The 16,809-nt window shown below is 64.8% G+C and carries 16 protein-coding genes; 10 read left to right on the top strand and 6 right to left on the bottom strand.

All coding sequences use genetic code 11. The features are described 5' to 3' along the window. Positions 1–112 precede the first annotated feature (112 nt). Positions 113–1,474 carry an FAD-dependent oxidoreductase gene (locus AB4Z37_RS06120; protein ID WP_441515813.1) on the bottom strand — a complete coding sequence of 454 codons (1,362 nt, stop codon included), beginning with the start codon at positions 1,472–1,474 and terminating at the stop codon, positions 113–115. A gap of 207 nt (positions 1,475–1,681) precedes the next feature. Between AB4Z37_RS06120 and AB4Z37_RS06115 the strand changes: the two genes are divergently transcribed. Genes AB4Z37_RS06115 through AB4Z37_RS06105 form a run of 3 tightly spaced genes read left to right on the top strand, consistent with a single transcriptional unit; the run spans position 1,682 to position 4,763 of the window. Beyond that, entirely contained in the window at positions 1,682–2,971 is a 1,290-nt protein-coding gene (locus AB4Z37_RS06115; RefSeq protein WP_441515812.1) for an ABC transporter substrate-binding protein, read from the top strand. A gap of 38 nt (positions 2,972–3,009) precedes the next feature. Next, positions 3,010–3,933 (top strand): carbohydrate ABC transporter permease, encoded by a 924-nt coding sequence (locus tag AB4Z37_RS06110; protein ID WP_441515811.1) that lies wholly within the window; start codon positions 3,010–3,012, stop codon positions 3,931–3,933. After that, on the top strand, positions 3,930–4,763 hold the full coding sequence (locus tag AB4Z37_RS06105; RefSeq protein WP_441515810.1) for a carbohydrate ABC transporter permease: 834 nt from the start codon (positions 3,930–3,932) through the stop codon (positions 4,761–4,763). The genes AB4Z37_RS06110 and AB4Z37_RS06105 overlap by 4 nt, the downstream gene beginning before the upstream one ends. A gap of 158 nt (positions 4,764–4,921) precedes the next feature. Here AB4Z37_RS06105 and AB4Z37_RS06100 read toward each other — a convergent pair whose 3' ends face one another. From AB4Z37_RS06100 to AB4Z37_RS06090, 3 genes are read right to left on the bottom strand one after another with little or no spacing between them, the layout of a single operon-like run. Further along, positions 4,922–5,989: an ABC transporter ATP-binding protein gene (locus AB4Z37_RS06100; RefSeq protein ID WP_441515809.1), complete on the bottom strand. Its 1,068-nt coding sequence runs from the start codon at positions 5,987–5,989 to the stop codon at positions 4,922–4,924. Between the two features lie 18 nt (positions 5,990–6,007). Next, positions 6,008–6,634 (bottom strand): dihydroxyacetone kinase subunit L, encoded by a 627-nt coding sequence (locus AB4Z37_RS06095; protein ID WP_441515808.1) that lies wholly within the window; start codon positions 6,632–6,634, stop codon positions 6,008–6,010. Position 6,635: 1 nt separating this feature from the next. Then, positions 6,636–7,619, bottom strand: coding sequence for a dihydroxyacetone kinase subunit DhaK (locus AB4Z37_RS06090; protein ID WP_441515807.1), 984 nt, complete (start codon positions 7,617–7,619; stop codon positions 6,636–6,638). A 275-nt stretch (positions 7,620–7,894) separates the two neighbouring features. On the opposite strand from AB4Z37_RS06090, the gene AB4Z37_RS06085 reads away from it, so the two are divergent. Further along, entirely contained in the window at positions 7,895–8,812 is a 918-nt protein-coding gene (locus tag AB4Z37_RS06085; RefSeq protein ID WP_441515806.1) for a TIGR01459 family HAD-type hydrolase, read from the top strand. Positions 8,813–9,236: 424 nt separating this feature from the next. After that, positions 9,237–9,962, top strand: coding sequence for a LuxR family transcriptional regulator (locus tag AB4Z37_RS06080; protein WP_441515805.1), 726 nt, complete (start codon positions 9,237–9,239; stop codon positions 9,960–9,962). 45 nt (positions 9,963–10,007) lie between these two features. On the opposite strand, the gene AB4Z37_RS06075 is transcribed toward AB4Z37_RS06080, so the two are convergent. Next, positions 10,008–10,739: a winged helix-turn-helix domain-containing protein gene (locus AB4Z37_RS06075; RefSeq protein WP_441515804.1), complete on the bottom strand. Its 732-nt coding sequence runs from the start codon at positions 10,737–10,739 to the stop codon at positions 10,008–10,010. A 79-nt stretch (positions 10,740–10,818) separates the two neighbouring features. On the opposite strand from AB4Z37_RS06075, the gene AB4Z37_RS06070 reads away from it, so the two are divergent. The 5 genes from AB4Z37_RS06070 (at position 10,819) to AB4Z37_RS06050 (ending at position 15,714) form a co-directional block, all read left to right on the top strand. Then, positions 10,819–11,058 carry a hypothetical protein gene (locus AB4Z37_RS06070; protein WP_441515803.1) on the top strand — a complete coding sequence of 80 codons (240 nt, stop codon included), beginning with the start codon at positions 10,819–10,821 and terminating at the stop codon, positions 11,056–11,058. 308 nt (positions 11,059–11,366) lie between these two features. After that, a complete protein-coding gene (locus AB4Z37_RS06065; RefSeq protein ID WP_441515802.1) occupies positions 11,367–11,810 on the top strand; it encodes a type II toxin-antitoxin system Phd/YefM family antitoxin in 444 nt (147 codons plus the stop codon). Beyond that, on the top strand, positions 11,744–12,064 hold the full coding sequence (locus AB4Z37_RS06060) for a hypothetical protein (protein WP_441516152.1): 321 nt from the start codon (positions 11,744–11,746) through the stop codon (positions 12,062–12,064). Before AB4Z37_RS06065 ends, AB4Z37_RS06060 begins: the two co-directional genes overlap by 67 nt. 162 nt (positions 12,065–12,226) lie before the next feature. Beyond that, entirely contained in the window at positions 12,227–14,515 is a 2,289-nt protein-coding gene (locus AB4Z37_RS06055) for a TonB-dependent siderophore receptor (RefSeq protein ID WP_441515801.1), read from the top strand. Between the two features lie 8 nt (positions 14,516–14,523). After that, on the top strand, positions 14,524–15,714 hold the full coding sequence (locus tag AB4Z37_RS06050) for a PepSY-associated TM helix domain-containing protein (RefSeq protein WP_441515800.1): 1,191 nt from the start codon (positions 14,524–14,526) through the stop codon (positions 15,712–15,714). A 52-nt stretch (positions 15,715–15,766) separates the two neighbouring features. Here the strand turns inward: AB4Z37_RS06050 and AB4Z37_RS06045 are convergent, their stop codons facing one another. Beyond that, on the bottom strand, positions 15,767–16,699 hold the full coding sequence (locus AB4Z37_RS06045; RefSeq protein ID WP_441515799.1) for an MBL fold metallo-hydrolase: 933 nt from the start codon (positions 16,697–16,699) through the stop codon (positions 15,767–15,769). Positions 16,700–16,809 lie beyond the last annotated feature (110 nt).

Genomic DNA, 16,809 nt, shown 5'->3' with positions numbered 1-16,809 from the left:
TCGACCTCGGTTGCAATGCGGTGCGGCAGCTTAATGGAGCGGCTTGCACATTGTCCACAATCCGGGACACGAGATTGGAATCCGGTGGATCGCCTGCCGTCTGTTCCCGAACCTAGAGAATGGCGCCCTGCTCGGCCAGGGCCCCCCGAAGCTCGCCGACGTCGAGCCGATGGGTGCTGAGATGAGAGCGGGCCGCGATCGCCGCGGCCAGTCCCGCCGCCTGGCCCATCGCCATGCAGGTTCCGGTGATGCGCGCGCTCGCCAGCGCCTTGCGGGCCGCGGAGATGCAGCGGCCGGCGACCAGCAGGCGGTCGATCGTGTTGGGCACCAGCACGCGATAGGGGATGCCGTATGCCCGCCGCACATGCTCGGCGCCGTCCATGCTCGGGCCGCGCGAATCGTGGCTGTCGATGGGAAAGCCGCCGAGCGCGATCGCGTCGTCGAACTGCTGGCCGGAGCGGACGTCCTCGTCGGTGAGTGTATAGCGCCCCTTGATCCGGCGACTTTCGCGGACACCGACGCAGGCGGCAGTGGCCGAGAGAAAGACGTTGCCGCACCCCGGGACATAGCGACGGAGAAAGTGCAGGCCCTCCATGATCTGCTGCCGCAGCACGTGTTCGGCCCGGGCGAGCTCGCCGGCCTTTGTCGCATCGGCGGCATGACGGGTCAGGTTGATCACGGCCTCGCGCTCTTGGATCGCGCCGGCATAGTGCAGCTCGTTGCGAGCGAACGACAGCACGCCGTCCGCCTGCGCCTGCTTCAGCAACTGACCAAAGCCCCAGAGATTGACGAACGGCTGGTCGCGCAGCTCACGCGGATCAAGACCGAGCTTGAAATCCGCCGGATTGGCTTCGACATAGTCGAGCAGCGCCCGGTGATCGACACCGCCGACCTTGAACAGCAGGCTGACCGGCTGAGTGACGTTGTCCGGATCGGAGTGGAATTCGGCGCCGGCGAGGGCGGCGATATCGGCGTCGCCGGTGCAATCGACGACCACCTTGGCCGAGAAGGCTGTGCGGCCCGACTTGTTCTCGACGATCACGCCGGTGACGGCGTTGCCTTCGCGCAGCACGCCGCAGATCGGCGAGAACACCAGGAATTCGACGCCGGCTTCGACCAGCCATGCGGTGACGATCGACTTGTAGGCCTCATGGTTCACCGGGACGCGGAACTTGGTGTAGCCGGTGTCGTCCCGCACATGTCCGGGCGAGGCGCCGGCCTCCACGAGACGCTCGACAAGCCGCTCGGGCAGGCCGCCGACGATCTGCTGGCCGAGCGCGTCGAACCAGCCGGCGCTGTGCTCCAGCAGCTGGGTGGCGATATGGCCGCCGAGAAAGCCGGCCCGTTCCAGCAGCAGCACGCGCGCGCCGCTGCGGGCGGCCGCGACCGCGGCCAGCACGCCAGCCGTCCCCCCGCCGCCGACGATGACGTCATACCCGTCGATCAGCGGGATCTCGCGAGCGGGCTCGATCATCGTTGCCAAAGCCATCCTCCACCAGTTTGCCATATTGCCGATAGCACTGTTGACACAAATTGGGATTGTGGTCCACATTGCGGGATATAACTAACAACTAAGTCAAACATGTGTCAAAGGGAGGACGACCGCATGCCAATGGACCGCGTGACACAGCGCCTGGGAAACAGGAGCCGGTCTGCAGGGGCGCTCATCGCAGGCGCCGCGTTGATCGGATGTCTCGTCGGCGCAGGTCCCGCGGGGGCCGTCGAGATCAGCTTCTGGACCAATCTGACGACGGCGTCGCAAGCCAACGTCATTCAGAAGCAGATCGCCGAATGCTCGGCGAAGCAGCCCGGTCTTGCCGTCAAATTCGAGACCGTGCCGTTCGGGTCGATGTACACGCGCCTGATCACCGCCATGCGCAAGAATGATGCACCGAACATCATGAATACGCTGGAAGGCGCCGTGGCCTTCATGCAGGCGAAGGGCGGGCTGGAGCCCGTGAGCGATCTGGTCGATGAACTCGGCCGGAGCGATTTCATCGCCTCCTATCTCAACGCGGTCAGCAAGAACGACAAGATCTGGGGGCTTCCAGACTGGGCGCTGCACCAGGAGGTCTGGTACCGCAAGGATCTGTTTGCGAAAGCGGGCCTCAAGGTGCCGCGATCCTGGGACGAGCTTTTGCAGGCTGCCAAGGCGTTGAACCAGCCGGCAGCGGACGGCGGACAGGCGCGCTTCGGGTTTGCCGTCCCGATGGGACGCTCGCTGGTCGCGCCGCAGACCTACTTCCAGATTCTCTATTCGGCGGGCGGGACCGTCTTCGATCCGACGAGCGGCGAGTATGTGTTCGGCAGCCAGAAGCCGTTGGCGCAGAAGGCGCTCGCCTTCATGATCGAGCTCTACAAGGCGGCGTCGCCGCCGGCGAGCCTCGAATGGTCGTGGGCCGAATACCGCACCGCGCTGATCAAGGGGCAGGTGGCGATGGCCAATGAGTGGGGAGCGGTCGTCCAGATGGCCGCAGAACAGAACCCGGAGATGCTCGACAAGTTCGATGTCTTCCCGTTCCCGGGGCCGAGCGCCGGCAAGAAGCCGGTGGCCTCGCTGGGCGGCGGCTACTACTACCTGGTGGGCAAATCCACGCCGGACAAGGTCGATGCGTCGAAGAAGCTGCTGCGCTGCTTCTACGAGCCCGGCCGTGTCGCCGAACGCGCCAACTCGCGGCCGATTTTCGCCATCCCGGCGACCAAGAGCGCGTTCCACAGCGACATGTTCCAGGCGAACGACACCGTGAAGCGTTTCAAGCCGCAGCTCGACGTCATCTTCAACGAGGTGATGCCGACATGGTATCGCTATGGTCTCGAAGCCGGCCTCAGTCCGATCACCGGGCAGATCGAAGCCACCTCGTTCGTCGGCGACGCCATCCAGAATGCCGCCCTCGGCAAGCTCTCCGTCGAGGCCGCCGTGGATCAGATCGACGAGCAGCTTCGCTTCCAGCTCGAGGTGCTGGCGCGATGATGCATGCACCTGGAAGCCTTGCATCGACGACGGTCATCATGCCGCCGTCGCGTCCAACATTCCTGCGGACCCTCAAGGCGAAATGGCTCAGAAACCACGAGACCCGCACTGGCCTGCTGTTCGTGCTGCCGGCGGTCGTCTTCCTTTGCGTTTTCGTGGTCTATCCCGTCCTTGACGTCTTTCGCCTCAGCCTGTTCTCCGTCAATTTCGTCGCCGATGACGAGACGTTCGTCGGGTTGAAGAATTTCGGAATGATCCTGCGCGATCCCAAGCTCGGGACCGTTGCCTGGAACACCCTGGTCTGGACGTTCTTCTCGCTGATCGGGCAGTTCGGCCTCGGCCTGGTGGCCGCATTGTGCATCAATCAGAACCTGCCGGGCATGAAGCTGATCCGCACCATCCTGCTGCTGCCCTATGTGGTGCCGGTGATCGCGCTGGCGCTGTTCTGGCGGTGGCTGCTCGACGGATCGTTCGGCATCGTCAGCGCGGTGTTGCAGTCGGCGCATCTCCTGCAGGCGGATCAGTCGCCGCTGGCGCTTCCGTTCGGAGCGACCGTCAGCGTCATCCTGGCGAACATCTGGCGCGGCTTCCCCTTCGTGATGATCTCCTATTGGGCCGCCCTGCAAGGCATTCCCCAGGAGCAGTATCAGGCTGCACAGGTCGACGGCGCCAACGCCTGGCAGGAGTTTCGCTATGTGACGCTGCCGCATCTCGCCGCAATCACCAAGGTGATGTTCGTGCTGCGGCTGATCTGGACCGTGACGTTCTTCGACATCATCTGGCTGATCACCCGCGGGGGTCCCGGCGGGGCGACGCAGCATTGGCCGATCTGGATCTATGAGGAGGCCATGGGCTTCTTCCGGTTCGGTTCGGGCGCGGCTTTGTCTGTCGTCCTCGCCGGCATTCTGATCGTGTTGAGCACCTTGTATTTGTGGCTGTTGCGGAGGCAGGACAACGCATGACATCCCGACATCTCGTGGCGCGGACATTGACCTATGCCACCGCAGGCCTGCTGACGATCTTCATCGGCTTTCCGCTGTTCTGGATGATCATCTCCTCGCTTAAGCCGGGGTCGGAGCTGTTCGTCCGGCCGCCGCGGCTGCTGCCGAACGAGCTGACGCTCGTGTCCTACCAGCATATTCTGGCCAGCTCGGACACCATCGCGCTGTTCAGGAACAGCCTGATCGTCGCCGTGGCGACGACTGCGATCTGTCTGGCAATGAGCACGCTCGCCGCCTACAGCGTCACCCGCTTCCAGTTTCCGGGCAAGCGTCTGTTCCTGTTCGGCGGTCTGCTCAGCTACCTGTTTCCCGCGGTCGTGCTCTTCATCCCGGTCTACATGATCGTGAGCGCGCTGGGGCTTACGGACACCTTGCTGGGGCTGATCCTCTGCCACTGCATCCTCACGTTCCCGTTCGCGCTGTGGATGCTGAACTCGTTCTTCAGCAACATCCCGCGGGAGATCGATGAAGCGGCCTGGGTCGACGGCGCCTCGTTCATGTATACCTTCGTCGTCATCATTCTGCCGCTGGCGCTACCCGGGATCTTCTCCGTGGCGGTATTCGTGTTCGTTCTGTCGTGGAATGAGTTCCTGTTCGCGAGCGTGATGATTTCGAGCAGCGAACTGAAAACGATTCCGCTCGGCATCGCGGAGTTCATCACGTCGTTCGATATCCGCTGGGGCGAGATCATGGCCATCGGCACGCTGGCGACGGTGCCGGTCGTCGTGCTCTTCCTCAGCGTCCAGCGTTACTTCCTGCGCGGCGTGATGGCGGGGGCGGTCAAGGGATAGGCTGATCGGACGTCCACGTCCGGGCGGTCACCGTCGGCACATGCGTTTCCGCCGTCCGCACCGGGCAAGGTGCGGACGGCGGTTGTGTGATGGACAGCGTGCAGGAGACCGTGCGCCGCGAGGTGCACGAGGCCCGGGGCGCTCCGTGGGGCAGCGCTCTAGCGAATGCGCCGGCCGCTGTCCGCGTCGAACAGATGGATGAGATTGGGATTGGGAGCGAGGGGCAGCGTGTCGCCGGGTCGGATGGTCATGCGCTCGCGGAACAGGACCACAAGGGTCTCGCCGCCGATCCGCGCGAACACCTGGGTTTCCGAGCCGGTCGGCTCGACCACCATCACCTCGGCCGGCTGGCCGTGCGCCTCGTCGATGACGAAATGCTCCGGGCGGATGCCATAGACGGCGGCCCGTCCGCCGGCGCCCGCCGGCACCTCCCTGAGCGGCAACGCAAGTCCCCTTTCGGTGACGAAACCCGGGACGCCGCCCTGGGCGATGTGTCCTTCGATCAGGTTCATCGCGGGCGAGCCGATGAAGCTCGCCACGAACAGGTTCTCGGGGCAGTCGTACAGCTCCAGTGGCGAGCCCATCTGCTCGATGCGCCCTTCACGCATCACCACGATCCTGTCCGCCATGGTCATGGCCTCGATCTGGTCGTGGGTCACATAGATCGTGGTCGTCCCCAGCCGCTGGTGCAGCTCCTTGATCTCGGTCCGCATCTGCACGCGAAGCTTCGCATCGAGGTTCGACAGCGGTTCGTCGAACAGGAACACCTGCGGGTCGCGGACGATAGCCCGGCCCATGGCGACGCGCTGGCGCTGGCCGCCGGAGAGCTGGCGCGGAAAGCGCGTGAGCAGCGGACTGAGGCCGAGAATATCGGCGGCCTTGCCGACGCGGTCCTCGATTTCGGGCTTGGGCGTGCCTTTGAGTTTCAGCGAAAACGCCATGTTGTCGCGGACGCTCTTGTGCGGGTAGAGCGCGTAGTTCTGGAACACCATCGCGATGTCGCGCTCCTTGGGAGGCACATCGTTGACGATGTGCTCGCCGATCCGGATTTCACCGTCGGTGATGGATTCAAGGCCGGCCACCATGCGCAGCAGGGTCGACTTGCCGCAGCCCGAAGGGCCGACCAGAATGACGAATTCGCCATCGGCGATGTCGATCGAGACACCGCGAATAATGGGGGTTGCGCCGAACGTCTTGCGCGCATCGCAGACTTGAACACGTGCCACGGATAGTCCTCGCTCTCGTTAGCCGGCCTGCGCCGGATCAGGCTGGTGCAGGCCTTCGATCAGCCGGGTGAGCGCCAGCATGCCCGGGTCGTCGAGGCCGATGCTCCGGTCCGCGAACATCCGGGCGCGGCCGATGCGATTGGCGCGCGGCCGGAATGTCGCGAGGCTTTGCGCCGCCGCAGCCACTGCGGCCTGTGCGACGTGCTCGCGGTCGGCAAGTCCGTCCACCGCCGCGGCCACGGCGTCCAGCGTGTCGACGACGGTCTTGTCGCCGAGGGTGGCGCCGCCGCGCGCGAGCATTGCATCGCGCACGCCCACGAGCAGGGCGCCGAGCTCGGTCCAGGGGATGTCGCTCCGGCCGCGCGTCGCCTTGGCGAGGGTCAGCATCGCGATGGTTCCGAGCGTGCCGAGGCTCGATCCCGTCGCGCTCGAACTGGCGACACCGCAGGCCTGGAAGACACTGCCGATGTCGTCCTCCGTGACCGGAAGCGCCGTACTGACGCGCTCCAGCAACCGCCGCAGCATCAACCCGGTATCGCCGTCGCCGAGCTTGCTGTCGGCGGTGTTCAATTCATGCTCGGCCATGCGGGCAGCGGTGGCGGCGCGACGAACGGCATCGCGGACAGTGGAAGCTGTGATGCCCATGTCAGACCTTCCAGAACGGGCAGTCGCAGGGCGCTGTGAGCAGCGGCTCCAGCTCGTCGTCGAGGTAAAGCAGGCTGAGCGATACGCCAGCCATCTCCATCGACGTGACCCAGCGGCCGACCAGGGAATGCACGACGTCGATGTCGGCTGCGGCGAACTGCGCTTTGATGCGGCGGTAGAGAATGAAAAGCTCCTCCAGTGGCGTGGCGCCGAGGCTGTTCACGATCACCGAGATGCGGTGCGATCGGACTTGGGCCGGGTCGCCCAGCAGCCGCTCGACCATTTCGTCGGCGATCGCATCCGCCGGGCGCAGCGCCGCGCGCCAGATACCGGGCTCGCCGTGGATGCCCATGCCCATTTCGATCTCGTCGTCGCCGAGGGTGAAGGTCGGCGCGGCCGCGCCGGGGATCTGGCACGGCGACAGCGCGCAGCCGATGGTGCGGGCATGGCTCACCGCCTTGGCGGCGATACGGGTGACCTCGTCGAGATCGGCGCCCCGGTCGGCCATCGCGCCGGCAAGCTTGTAAGCATAGAGGATGCCGGCGACGCCGCGCCGCTTGCCGCTTTCGGCGGGGGATGCGCTGGCGATGTCGTCGCTGCCGAGAACGGTGGTCGTGCGGATGCCTTCCGCCTCGAGAAGGTCGCCGGCAAGGTCGAAGTTCATGCGGTCGCCGCCGTAATTGCCGTACAGCCGCAGGACGCCGCGGCCGCCGTCGGCGGCGCGGATGGCCGCAGCGCATGCTTCGACCGACGGGCCTGCGAACACGTCGCCGATCGCGCAGGCGTCGAGCAGGCCGCGCCCGACATAGCCGGTAAACAGCGGCAGGTGGCCCGATCCGCCACCCGACACCACGCCGACCTTGTCCCGGCGCAGCGCGTGCTGCGTTCTGATCACGCGACCGCCCGGGCCGTCCTGCCGAAGGGACGGATAGGCGGCGCAGAGCCCCTCGAGCATGTCATCGACGAACGCGTCCGGTGCGTTCATCAGCTTTTTCGCCCGCTGCTGGCGGGCCTGATCCGGTGCCAACTGGTGCATCGTCCCCCCATTTGTTTCTTATCCCGAATATCGGGATAAATGACCATTTTATGAGAATAAAGGTCGTGGACTTGGCTGTCAAATCGGCTGTTGTCGATCCGACCTCCCCGGGGCGGCGGCCCCCCGCGTTGCAAAGCTCCGTCGCCATGGGGGCACGCGCACAAGCGTCGCCGGACTTTTACGGAAACGTCGCACGGCCACCGCGCCCGATCTGATTACATCCAGTGCTGCGGGATGCGGGCGTGCGTGGTCGTCGATCGATCATGGAAGGTGGTGACGTTGTGGTGCCAAATCCCGAAGGCCTCCGGGCACTCGCCCCGGGGTGCGATCTCGTGCTGTGCGATGTCTGGGGCGTCCTGCACAATGGCGTCGACGTTTTCGTCGCGGCCAGCGCCGCGCTGCGCCGCTTCCGTGAAACGGGCGGATCGGTGCTGCTCGTCTCCAACGCGCCGAGGCCGGCGGCGTCGGTGCAGCGCCAGCTCGAAGGGCTGGGTGTCGCTGTAGATGCTTTCGACGGCATCGTCACGTCGGGAGACGTCACCCGCGATGAAATCGCAGGGTTGTCGAGCCGCCGCCTGCATCATGTCGGTCCCGAGCGCGATCGGGCGATCTTCACCGGGTTGGATGTATCCTTGGTCGATCTGGCGGAAGCTGACTGGGTGGTGTGCAGCGGTCTCGTGCACGACGAGCGGGAGACACCGGAGGATTATCGCGAGCGCCTCGAAGTCATGCGCCAGCGCGGGCTTCGCATGATCTGCGCCAATCCGGATATCATCGTTCACCGCGGCGCTCGGCAGGTGTATTGCGCAGGCGCTCTTGCACAGCATTTTGAAGCGATCGGCGGCGAGGTGATCCATATGGGCAAGCCCCATCGTGCGATCTACCAGCGCGCGCTGGCGCGGGCCGCCGAGATCCGGGGTGGCGCGGTCCGTGCGGATCGCGTTCTTGCGATCGGCGATGCCATGCGCACCGATGTCCGTGGAGCGATCGCGATGGGCCTGCCTGCGGTGTTCATCGCCGGTGGTATTCATGCGCCCGAGTACAGCGGCGCAAACGGCGAGATTGCCGATGATCTGTTGTCGCGCTGGCTCACCGATCAGGCACTGCGGCCGACCGCGACGCTGAAACACCTGCGGTGGTAATCATTGCGTCGCGATCAGGCTCGGGACTTCTTCGCCAAACCTTGGACAAGATTGATGGAGCAGCAGCGCGCCGGCGCGTATCCGTCACGCGACCCGTGCGATCTTGTTGCCCGCGAGAGAAAGTGCTAATAGCTCAACCAGAAATTGAAAATCTTGAGGTGCTTGATCCGAATTTTCTGCGCGCTGACAAGCGCGCAGATCGTGACGCCGAACCGGCTGTTCAGCGCACGCTTCGGCAGGCCGGGCTGCCGGCAGGTTGCCCCTCGCCGGAGGGTGGTTGCGAACGACAGCGTGCTCGGCCCAGAAACGCGACGTCATTTCCAGGGAGGCTTTGAACATCCCAAGTCGGATGCGGGAACGATGTTGTCCACCTGTGAACGCCATGGTGCGGACCGGGACTGGAGTGATCTCCAGGAGATCGTTGATGCCTGATCGTTTCGTTGCGCTGCTGGACCTGATTTCATCGGCCCACACGCTGTCCGGCATCGAGCAGGCCTTGCAGAACATTCGAGAGGTCTATGGACTGGCAAACGTCATCTATCACGCGATCCGCATCCCCGGGGTGGAGAGCGAAAGCCCGATCATGCTGCTGACCTGTGATCCGCAGTGGACCTCGCTGTACATGCAGCGCGACTATTTGCGCATCGATCCGATCATCAAGGCCGGACGTCGCAGTTTTCTGCCCATCGACTGGCGGGAGGTCGATCACAGTTCGGTGGATGCGCGCCACTTCTTCGCCGAAGCCACGCGATACGGTGTCGGACGTCGCGGGATGTCGTGGCCGATCCGCGGCGCGAATGGCGAGAGAGCGATTTTTTCCGTGACCTCGGATGTCACGGAACAGGACTGGACGACCCAGCGTGTCGTCTGCCTGCGCGATCTCCAGATGATCGGGCAGCTCATCCATGACCGGGCGATCCGCCTGGCAGGATTTTCCCTGACGTTGCCGAAGGCGCCCCTGTCCACTCGCGAAGTGCAGTGCCTGGAGGCGATCAGCAATGGCCGCACCCCGAAGCAGATTGCAGTCGATCTCGGCATTTCGCCAAGCGCGGTGCGAATCTATCTGCACTCCATTCTTGGCAAGCTCGATTGCACCACGCTCCCGCAAGCCGTCGGCGTCGCGTTCCATTGCAATATCATCGGTGCGTGAGCCGTCGTCAGGTCCAGCCGCATCGTATCCGCCTGCCGTGACGTTCTATTGATCGGCGGGTTGCTGCGGGGCAGGCGGCGTGTCGGGTTCGGAATCGAGCGAATAGCCGATGCCGCGAACCGTGCGAATGCAGCTCGGCTCGCCGCACGGGCTCAATGCCCTGCGGATGCGGCTCATGTGGACATCGATCGTGCGCGGGATGATGTGAATGTTGCGGCCCCAGACGGCGATGAGCAGCTCTTCCCGCGAAAAGACCTTTCGCGGGCTGCCGACCAGATGCTTGAGGAGCTGAAACTCGACCCGGCTGAGATGGACACTGCTCTTGTTACGATACACGCGGTGGGCATCGAGCTCCACGACGATGTCGGCGAAGCTGAGAACGTTTGCCCGGTTTTCCAGCGTTGGGCGCAGCAGGCTGTGCATCCGGACGATGAAGTCGTTTGGAGAAAATGGTTTGAGCAGGTAGTCGGTGCGTTCAAGATGCCGGGTGTCCAGGTCATCGGTGCTGGTCGTGTCGGCCAGCAGAACCATCACCGGAATGTGGCCGGTTCTGGCGCTGCTGTAGATCTTCTCCCGGACCGCGAGCGCCGAGCCGTGTGGTGGCAGGTCGTCGAGCGCGATCAGTTGCGGCCGCCGGACTTCGGCGAGCGAAATCACATCCGTCATATTGTCAGCCAGGACGCCATGAAAGCCCTCCTGTTCGACAATGTATTTCAGCAGGCCGATGAAGCTGTTCTCACCAGCCAGCAGCACGACAGGCTTTGCGGCAAGGGTCATTGTTCAACAACCGTGGCTATCTCAATCCCCCAAACCCCGACCGGATCGCTCTTCGAAGACAAGCGGCCGACCATTGCCGTTGAACGTGTCCTCCTCCGATGCGCCTCGCCGTAAAGCGATGGATCATGCCGCCGTGTTGATGGCGATCGCTTCCGACGGCTGGTGCGCCAATCTTGTCATTGCGGCCATGATGGCCGGTGCGCCGATCGCGCGCAGGTCGCGTGCTTGCGGCAAATGGTACGCTCCGTTCGAGAGCCCATCTCATGCGGATGAACTGCTTCGCTTCAATCCTGCCTTCGGAGCGACCGCACTTCCGTAGCGATGCATCCTGGTCCGATGCATGGTGCAACGCAACTAGGGAATTCCCAGATTGACAGCCGACGAGGGCCACAATTCGTGGCATCGATCTCGTCATACGATCGTCGCAGATAGCGTTTCCTGCGCGACCGAAATCTGCAGCTCCGTGTCGCCACCGTTCAGTGCAGAACGTGCGCAGCGTTCCCGTGCCTGTGGGCGGCAAGTGCTGTCGCTCCGTCGAATGATATCGTTGATGATGAACCGCGCGCGGGATTGAACACGTCCAGCCTGAAGAAAGCCTCCACTGCCGGCGTTTTTTGAATCATTCCGGTGACGTCTGTGTACCCGCATCTATTCCAGGTTGGGCGTGCGGCATTCCCGACACCCTGCTTGCCGACCCGTTGGTCGTCCGCCGAGATCGTGCCGGTCGCGGCCATCGACGGGGCCGTTCGCCGTTGTTCCGCCGAGAAGGGGTGTTCGACGATCATCACCCGGCATGGCCGCCCTGTTGCGGCGTTGGTGCCGATCGAGGCGTATGGCGCCGCTGTTCGCCAGCAGCCGTTGCTGCCCGTCGCAGGATCAGGTCGCGGGCTCTGGGACAGAATAGCGCCCGTACGCTTCGAAAGCTGCGTGACGAATGGAGCCGCTGGCCCCCTCCAGGCCGCTGACGACACGCTCGCGCAAACGCTACGCCTGAGCTCTCCGAGATGCAGCGCGAGCGCTTGGCGGAAAAGACCAGCCGCGCCCCCGAAATGGTGGTCGTCCAGCCTTTGAATGCCGAGTGGACATGCCATTGCTGCGGCAGCACGGGCGAATTTTTGATGATGGAGACTCCGGGGCCTGCGTGCCTGCGCTGTGCGAGTCTTGATGATCTCGCGTTTCTGCCGGCGGGCGATGCCTTGCTCACGCGCCGTGCGAAAGCGAAAAGCGCCCGATATGCGGTCGTCGTGCGCTTCAGCAGGTCCCGTCGTCGCGATGAACGACAGGGTTTGCTGATCGAGCCGCATGCCTTGGCAGACGTTCGGTGACCGAGCTGAACTGCGAGGGCGGTGCCAGCGTGCAGCAACAAACACCATACAATACTTCTAAGCTGGAGACGTTCTAGCCGCGCACAGATTGAACACGAACAGCATCTCGCTCAAGGAGGTCCGGCTTCTTCTTCTCATGCACGTCCGGAGCGTACGTTCTCAATGTTCAGCTATAGCGCCGCCAAGAGCGCAATCGCCGCCTCGAGCTGTCTGGTGCTCGCCTCCTTCCTGGTCCACGACGCTTCGGCTCAGGGATCGCCTCCCGGCGTCACCGCGCTCCCTCCCGTCGAAATCCAGGCGCCGCAGGCAAGACGCAGCAAGCCCAAGCTGGCGCGCGCCGATCGGTCGTCGCGCTCGGCCATGCGCAGCGGGCGCGCTGCCGAACGCCATGCGGCGACAGCGCCAGCGGCGAGCAGCAATCCGGCGGCGCAACGGGCGGAGACAGCCTGGGGGCCCGTCCAGGGCTATGTCGCCTCGCGCAGCGCCGCGGCGACCAAGACCGACACACCGATCATGGAGACGCCGCAGTCGATCTCCGTGGTGACGCGTCAGCAGATGGTCGACCGCGACGCCCGGACCGTCAACGACGCCATGAGGTACACGGCCGGGGTCCAGACCGATCTCTACGGGCCGGACGCGCGCATGGACTGGTATTCGATCCGTGGCTTCAATCAGTCGACCGCCGGCTTCTATCTCGACGGCCTCGGCCTGCCGCGCATCGAAAGCCCCGACACGTCGTGGTCGAGCGAGCCCTATGCCCTGGAGCGGGTGGACATTCTAAAAGGGCCGAGTTCGGTGCTGTTCGGCCAGAACTATCCCGGCGGTCTGGTCAGTCTGGTCAGCAAGAAGCCGACCGAGGATCCGCTGCATGAAATCGCCGTCCAATACGGCAGCTTCAATCGCAAGCAGGTTCAGTTCGATCTCAGCGGTCCCGTCAACAACGACCGGACCTTGCTCTACCGCCTCACCGGCATCGCGCGCGACAGCGACACCTACGTCAACTACATGCCGGACGACCGCATCTTCTTTCAGCCGCAGGTGACCTATCAGCCGGACGCCTCGACCAGGCTGAACATCGAGGCGACCTACATGCATATCCGTGCCGGCGGCGTCGCCGGTTATCTGCCGGCCTCCGGCACGTTTCTGCCCAATCCCTATGGCCGCCTGTCCAACAGCTTCTTTGCGGGTGATCCGTCCTTCAACGCAACGACGAAGGACCAGTATTCGTTCGGCTATCAGTTCGAGCACAAGGCCGACGACGGCTGGACATTCCGGCAGAACCTGCGCCTTGCGCATCTCGACTTCAATTCGAAGGCCACCTACGGATGGTATCCGGGGCTTGCGGCGGACAACGTGTCGCTGAGCCGCCAGAGCGGAATCGCCCAGGCGACGCTGTCGACGTTCCATGTCGACAACCAGGCCGAGAAGAAGCTCTCGACCGGCATGCTCGACCATACCCTGCTCTTTGGCCTCGATTACCAATATCAGGACACCCGCGCGAAGAAGGGATACGGCGCGCTGCCGGATCTGAATATCTTCAATCCGGTCTATGGCGTGAGTTTCATCCCTCCCGTGTTCGACGATACGCGTCTGACCGGAAATTCCTCGCAGGTCGGCGTCTATGCGCAGGACCAGATCAAGCTCGGCCGCCTGACCGTGGTGCTCGGCGGGCGAGGGGACTTTGCGAGGACCAGCCAGTACGAGCAGGTCAATAACATCGCCAGCGAGCAGGACGATAACGCGTTCAGCGGCCGTGCGGGCGCCATCTACAACCTCGATGGCGGTCTGGCGCCCTACTATAATTTCGCCCAGTCATTCATTCCGCAGATCGGCACGGATCGGAACGGGCAGGGCTTCAAGCCGCTGACCGGGACCCAGAACGAGATCGGCATCAAGTTCCAGCCGCCGGGCTCGCGCAGCATGGTCACGCTCGCGGCCTACGACATCCGGCAGCAGAACGGATTGACGGCCGATCCCGTCAATCCTCTCTACTCGACGGCCGTCGGCGAGACCCGGTCCCGCGGCATCGAGGTCGAAGCGCTCGTCAGCGTGACGGACGGGCTGGACCTGACGGCCGCCTATACCCACCAGGACGTCAAGTTCACCAAGACCAACGACGCGACCCAGGGCAACACGCCGTACAACACGCCGAGCGACATGGCGTCGCTGTGGGCCAAATATCGTTTCGCCAGCGGTCCTGTCGCCGGCCTCGGCGTCGGCGCTGGCGTGCGCTACATCGGCGAGACCTGGGGCGACAATCTCAACACCTTCAAGGTGCCGGGCTACACCCTGGTCGATGCCAACCTCGCTTACGATTTTCAGCAGCATTGGCGTCTGTCCATCAATGGCACCAACCTGTTCAATCGCCGCAACGGCATGTGCTTCGAGACCTATGCCTGCTGGCTTGGCCCCGGACGCGCCGTGGTCGGCCGCATCGCCTACCGCTGGTAACGGGCGGAATGTCGTTTTCGTCCGTCGACAGCGTGGTCGCACTGCCGTCCAGTGCCCGACGTCGCTGGACCGTGCGGCCGTGGCTGGTGCGCGCGCATCGCTGGATGGGGTTGACGCTGGCAGGCGTGCTCGTGATCGCCGGGCTCACCGGCGCCATCCTGGCGTTCGACGACGAGCTTGATGCCTGGCTCAATCCGGCGCTGTTCCGGGCGACGTCCGGTGCAATCCTGCCGATCGATCGGTTGATCGTGTCCGTGGAGAGCCACGATCCGCGCGCTGAGGTTGCGCGGATCGGATTTCCGACGCCATCGCGCGGCAGTGTCCTGATGACCGTGGCCGCGCGCGATCCGGCGGTGTCCCTTGGCTATGACCAGGTGTTCGTCGATCCGGCCAGCGGGCAGATCCTTGGGCAGCGTGACAGCACGGGCTGCTGCCTGGCCGCTCCGGTGCTGGTGCCTTTCCTGTTCCGCCTGCACTATACGCTCGGCATCGGGCCCGCCGGCGAGCGTGTGATGGGCATCGTCGCGTTGCTGTGGTGCGTCGATTGTCTGGTCGCGCTCTGTCTCACCTTTCCGCGCTCGCGCCCCTTCCTGGGGCAGTGGCGCCCGGCCTTCGGCATCAAGCCGACACGCAATTCCTTTCGCCTGACCTTCGATATCCATCGTGCCGGCGGATTGTGGTGCTGGGTTTGTCTCCTGGCCGTGGCGGTCAGCGGCGTCGCATTGACGTTGCGGACGGAGGTGTTTCAGCCCGCGGTCCAGGCGATGCTGCCGGTGACGCCGGATCGCGACGCGCCGCCGACGCCGCCCTCCGAGGCCATCGGCTTCACGACCGCCCTGCGCCAAGCCGCGGACGTCGCTCCCGGACGGCGCCCCGCCGATGCACATTATCTGCAGGGGGCGGGGCTCTATCTCGTCGCCATGGCGGCGCCGGAGCGGGGCGTCTGGACGGGGCTCGGGCCGGACATCGTCTGGATCGCCGCGCGTGACGGCAGCGTGCTGCGCATCGACAGTGATGCGCGCCGGCTGTCGGGCGATGCCGTGCTGGCGTTGCAATATCCCTTGCATAGCGGCCGCATCGCCGGCCTGCCAAGCCGGTTGCTGGTCAGTGCGTTGGGGATTGCCGTGGCGGTGCTGTCCCTGACGGGGCCCTGGCTATGGTGGCGCAAGAGGCGGGCTGCGAGCGCGGTGCGCCGCTAGTGCCGCGTCGGCCGCCGGTGATCGGCAGCCGGCCGGCGGCTGTTCGCATCGATCATCCCCGGCGGTAGGCGCCGCGCTCGTCCATTCGCACCCGCCCATCGGCGACGAGCTCTTCCAGATGCAGCGAGATCGTCCGCGCTTCGGCGTCGTCCACCCAGGGGCTGTCATAGCTCGCCGGATAAAGCAGCCGCTGCCTCACCAATTCGTCCAGCGTCTTCGGTGTGTCGCCGAGCATGGCAAGGAGACGCTGCCCGCGCTCGTCGAGCTTGGCGGTGTAGGCGGCGAGGTCGGCCAGGAAGCGTTCGCGATCGGTGTAGACGCCGCGGTGATGGGCGGTGACCCACACCGTCGCCGGAATGTCCGGCAGCAGCTTGAGGCTGCGGCGGAAGTCGCTGAGGTTCGAGCTGGCGTCGCCGTAGTAGGGGCCGAAGCCGGTGAGATCGATGTCGCCGATGAACGCGACGCCCTCTTGCTCGACCAGCAGCACGCAGTGGCCGGCGGTGTGGCCGGGCGCATGGATGGCGCGCACCGTCACCCGGCCGAGATCCCAAGTCGCGCCGTCGGTGTAGCCCTGCGCGTCGGGGCGCGGTGCGTAGAACAGGGTTTGCTGGAAGCGCGTCAGCATCTCGGCGATGCGCGTCTCATCCGTCACGCCGAATGCGGCGAGCAGGCCCTGCCAGCTGCGCGCGGCATCGAGATCGGCTTCATGCACATGCACAGAGGCGCGTGGCAGGCGGTGCAGGCCGGCCATGTGATCTTCATGGACATGGCCCATCACCACGAGCTCCGTGGCGTCGAATGCGGGGCCGATGGAGTTGGAGACCAGCGGTGCGTCGAACGCCGCGCGCACGTCCGCGCCGCGGACGAGCACCTGGTTGCCATCGGGGTATTTGCCGTTCTTCTCGCCGAAGAACACGGAGACGCGGCCGAAGTCGGCGCGTGGAATGGATGCGCGCGCCGTCGCCGGATCGGTAGCAGAAGTCACGCCGGCAATCCTCCCCTGGATGTCCACGGCCGCAGCGAGGGCCGGGATCGATGGGTCGCGGCGTCCGTGGTCGTGTCGTTGCGATATGCCGCCGCGCGCAAAAATCGTCG

This window comes from Bradyrhizobium sp. 2TAF24, from assembly GCF_052115025.1.
Lineage (GTDB): Bacteria > Pseudomonadota > Alphaproteobacteria > Rhizobiales > Xanthobacteraceae > Bradyrhizobium_A.
Note: the sequence above shows the minus strand (reverse complement) of the source record. Positions and strands in the feature narration are given on the sequence as shown.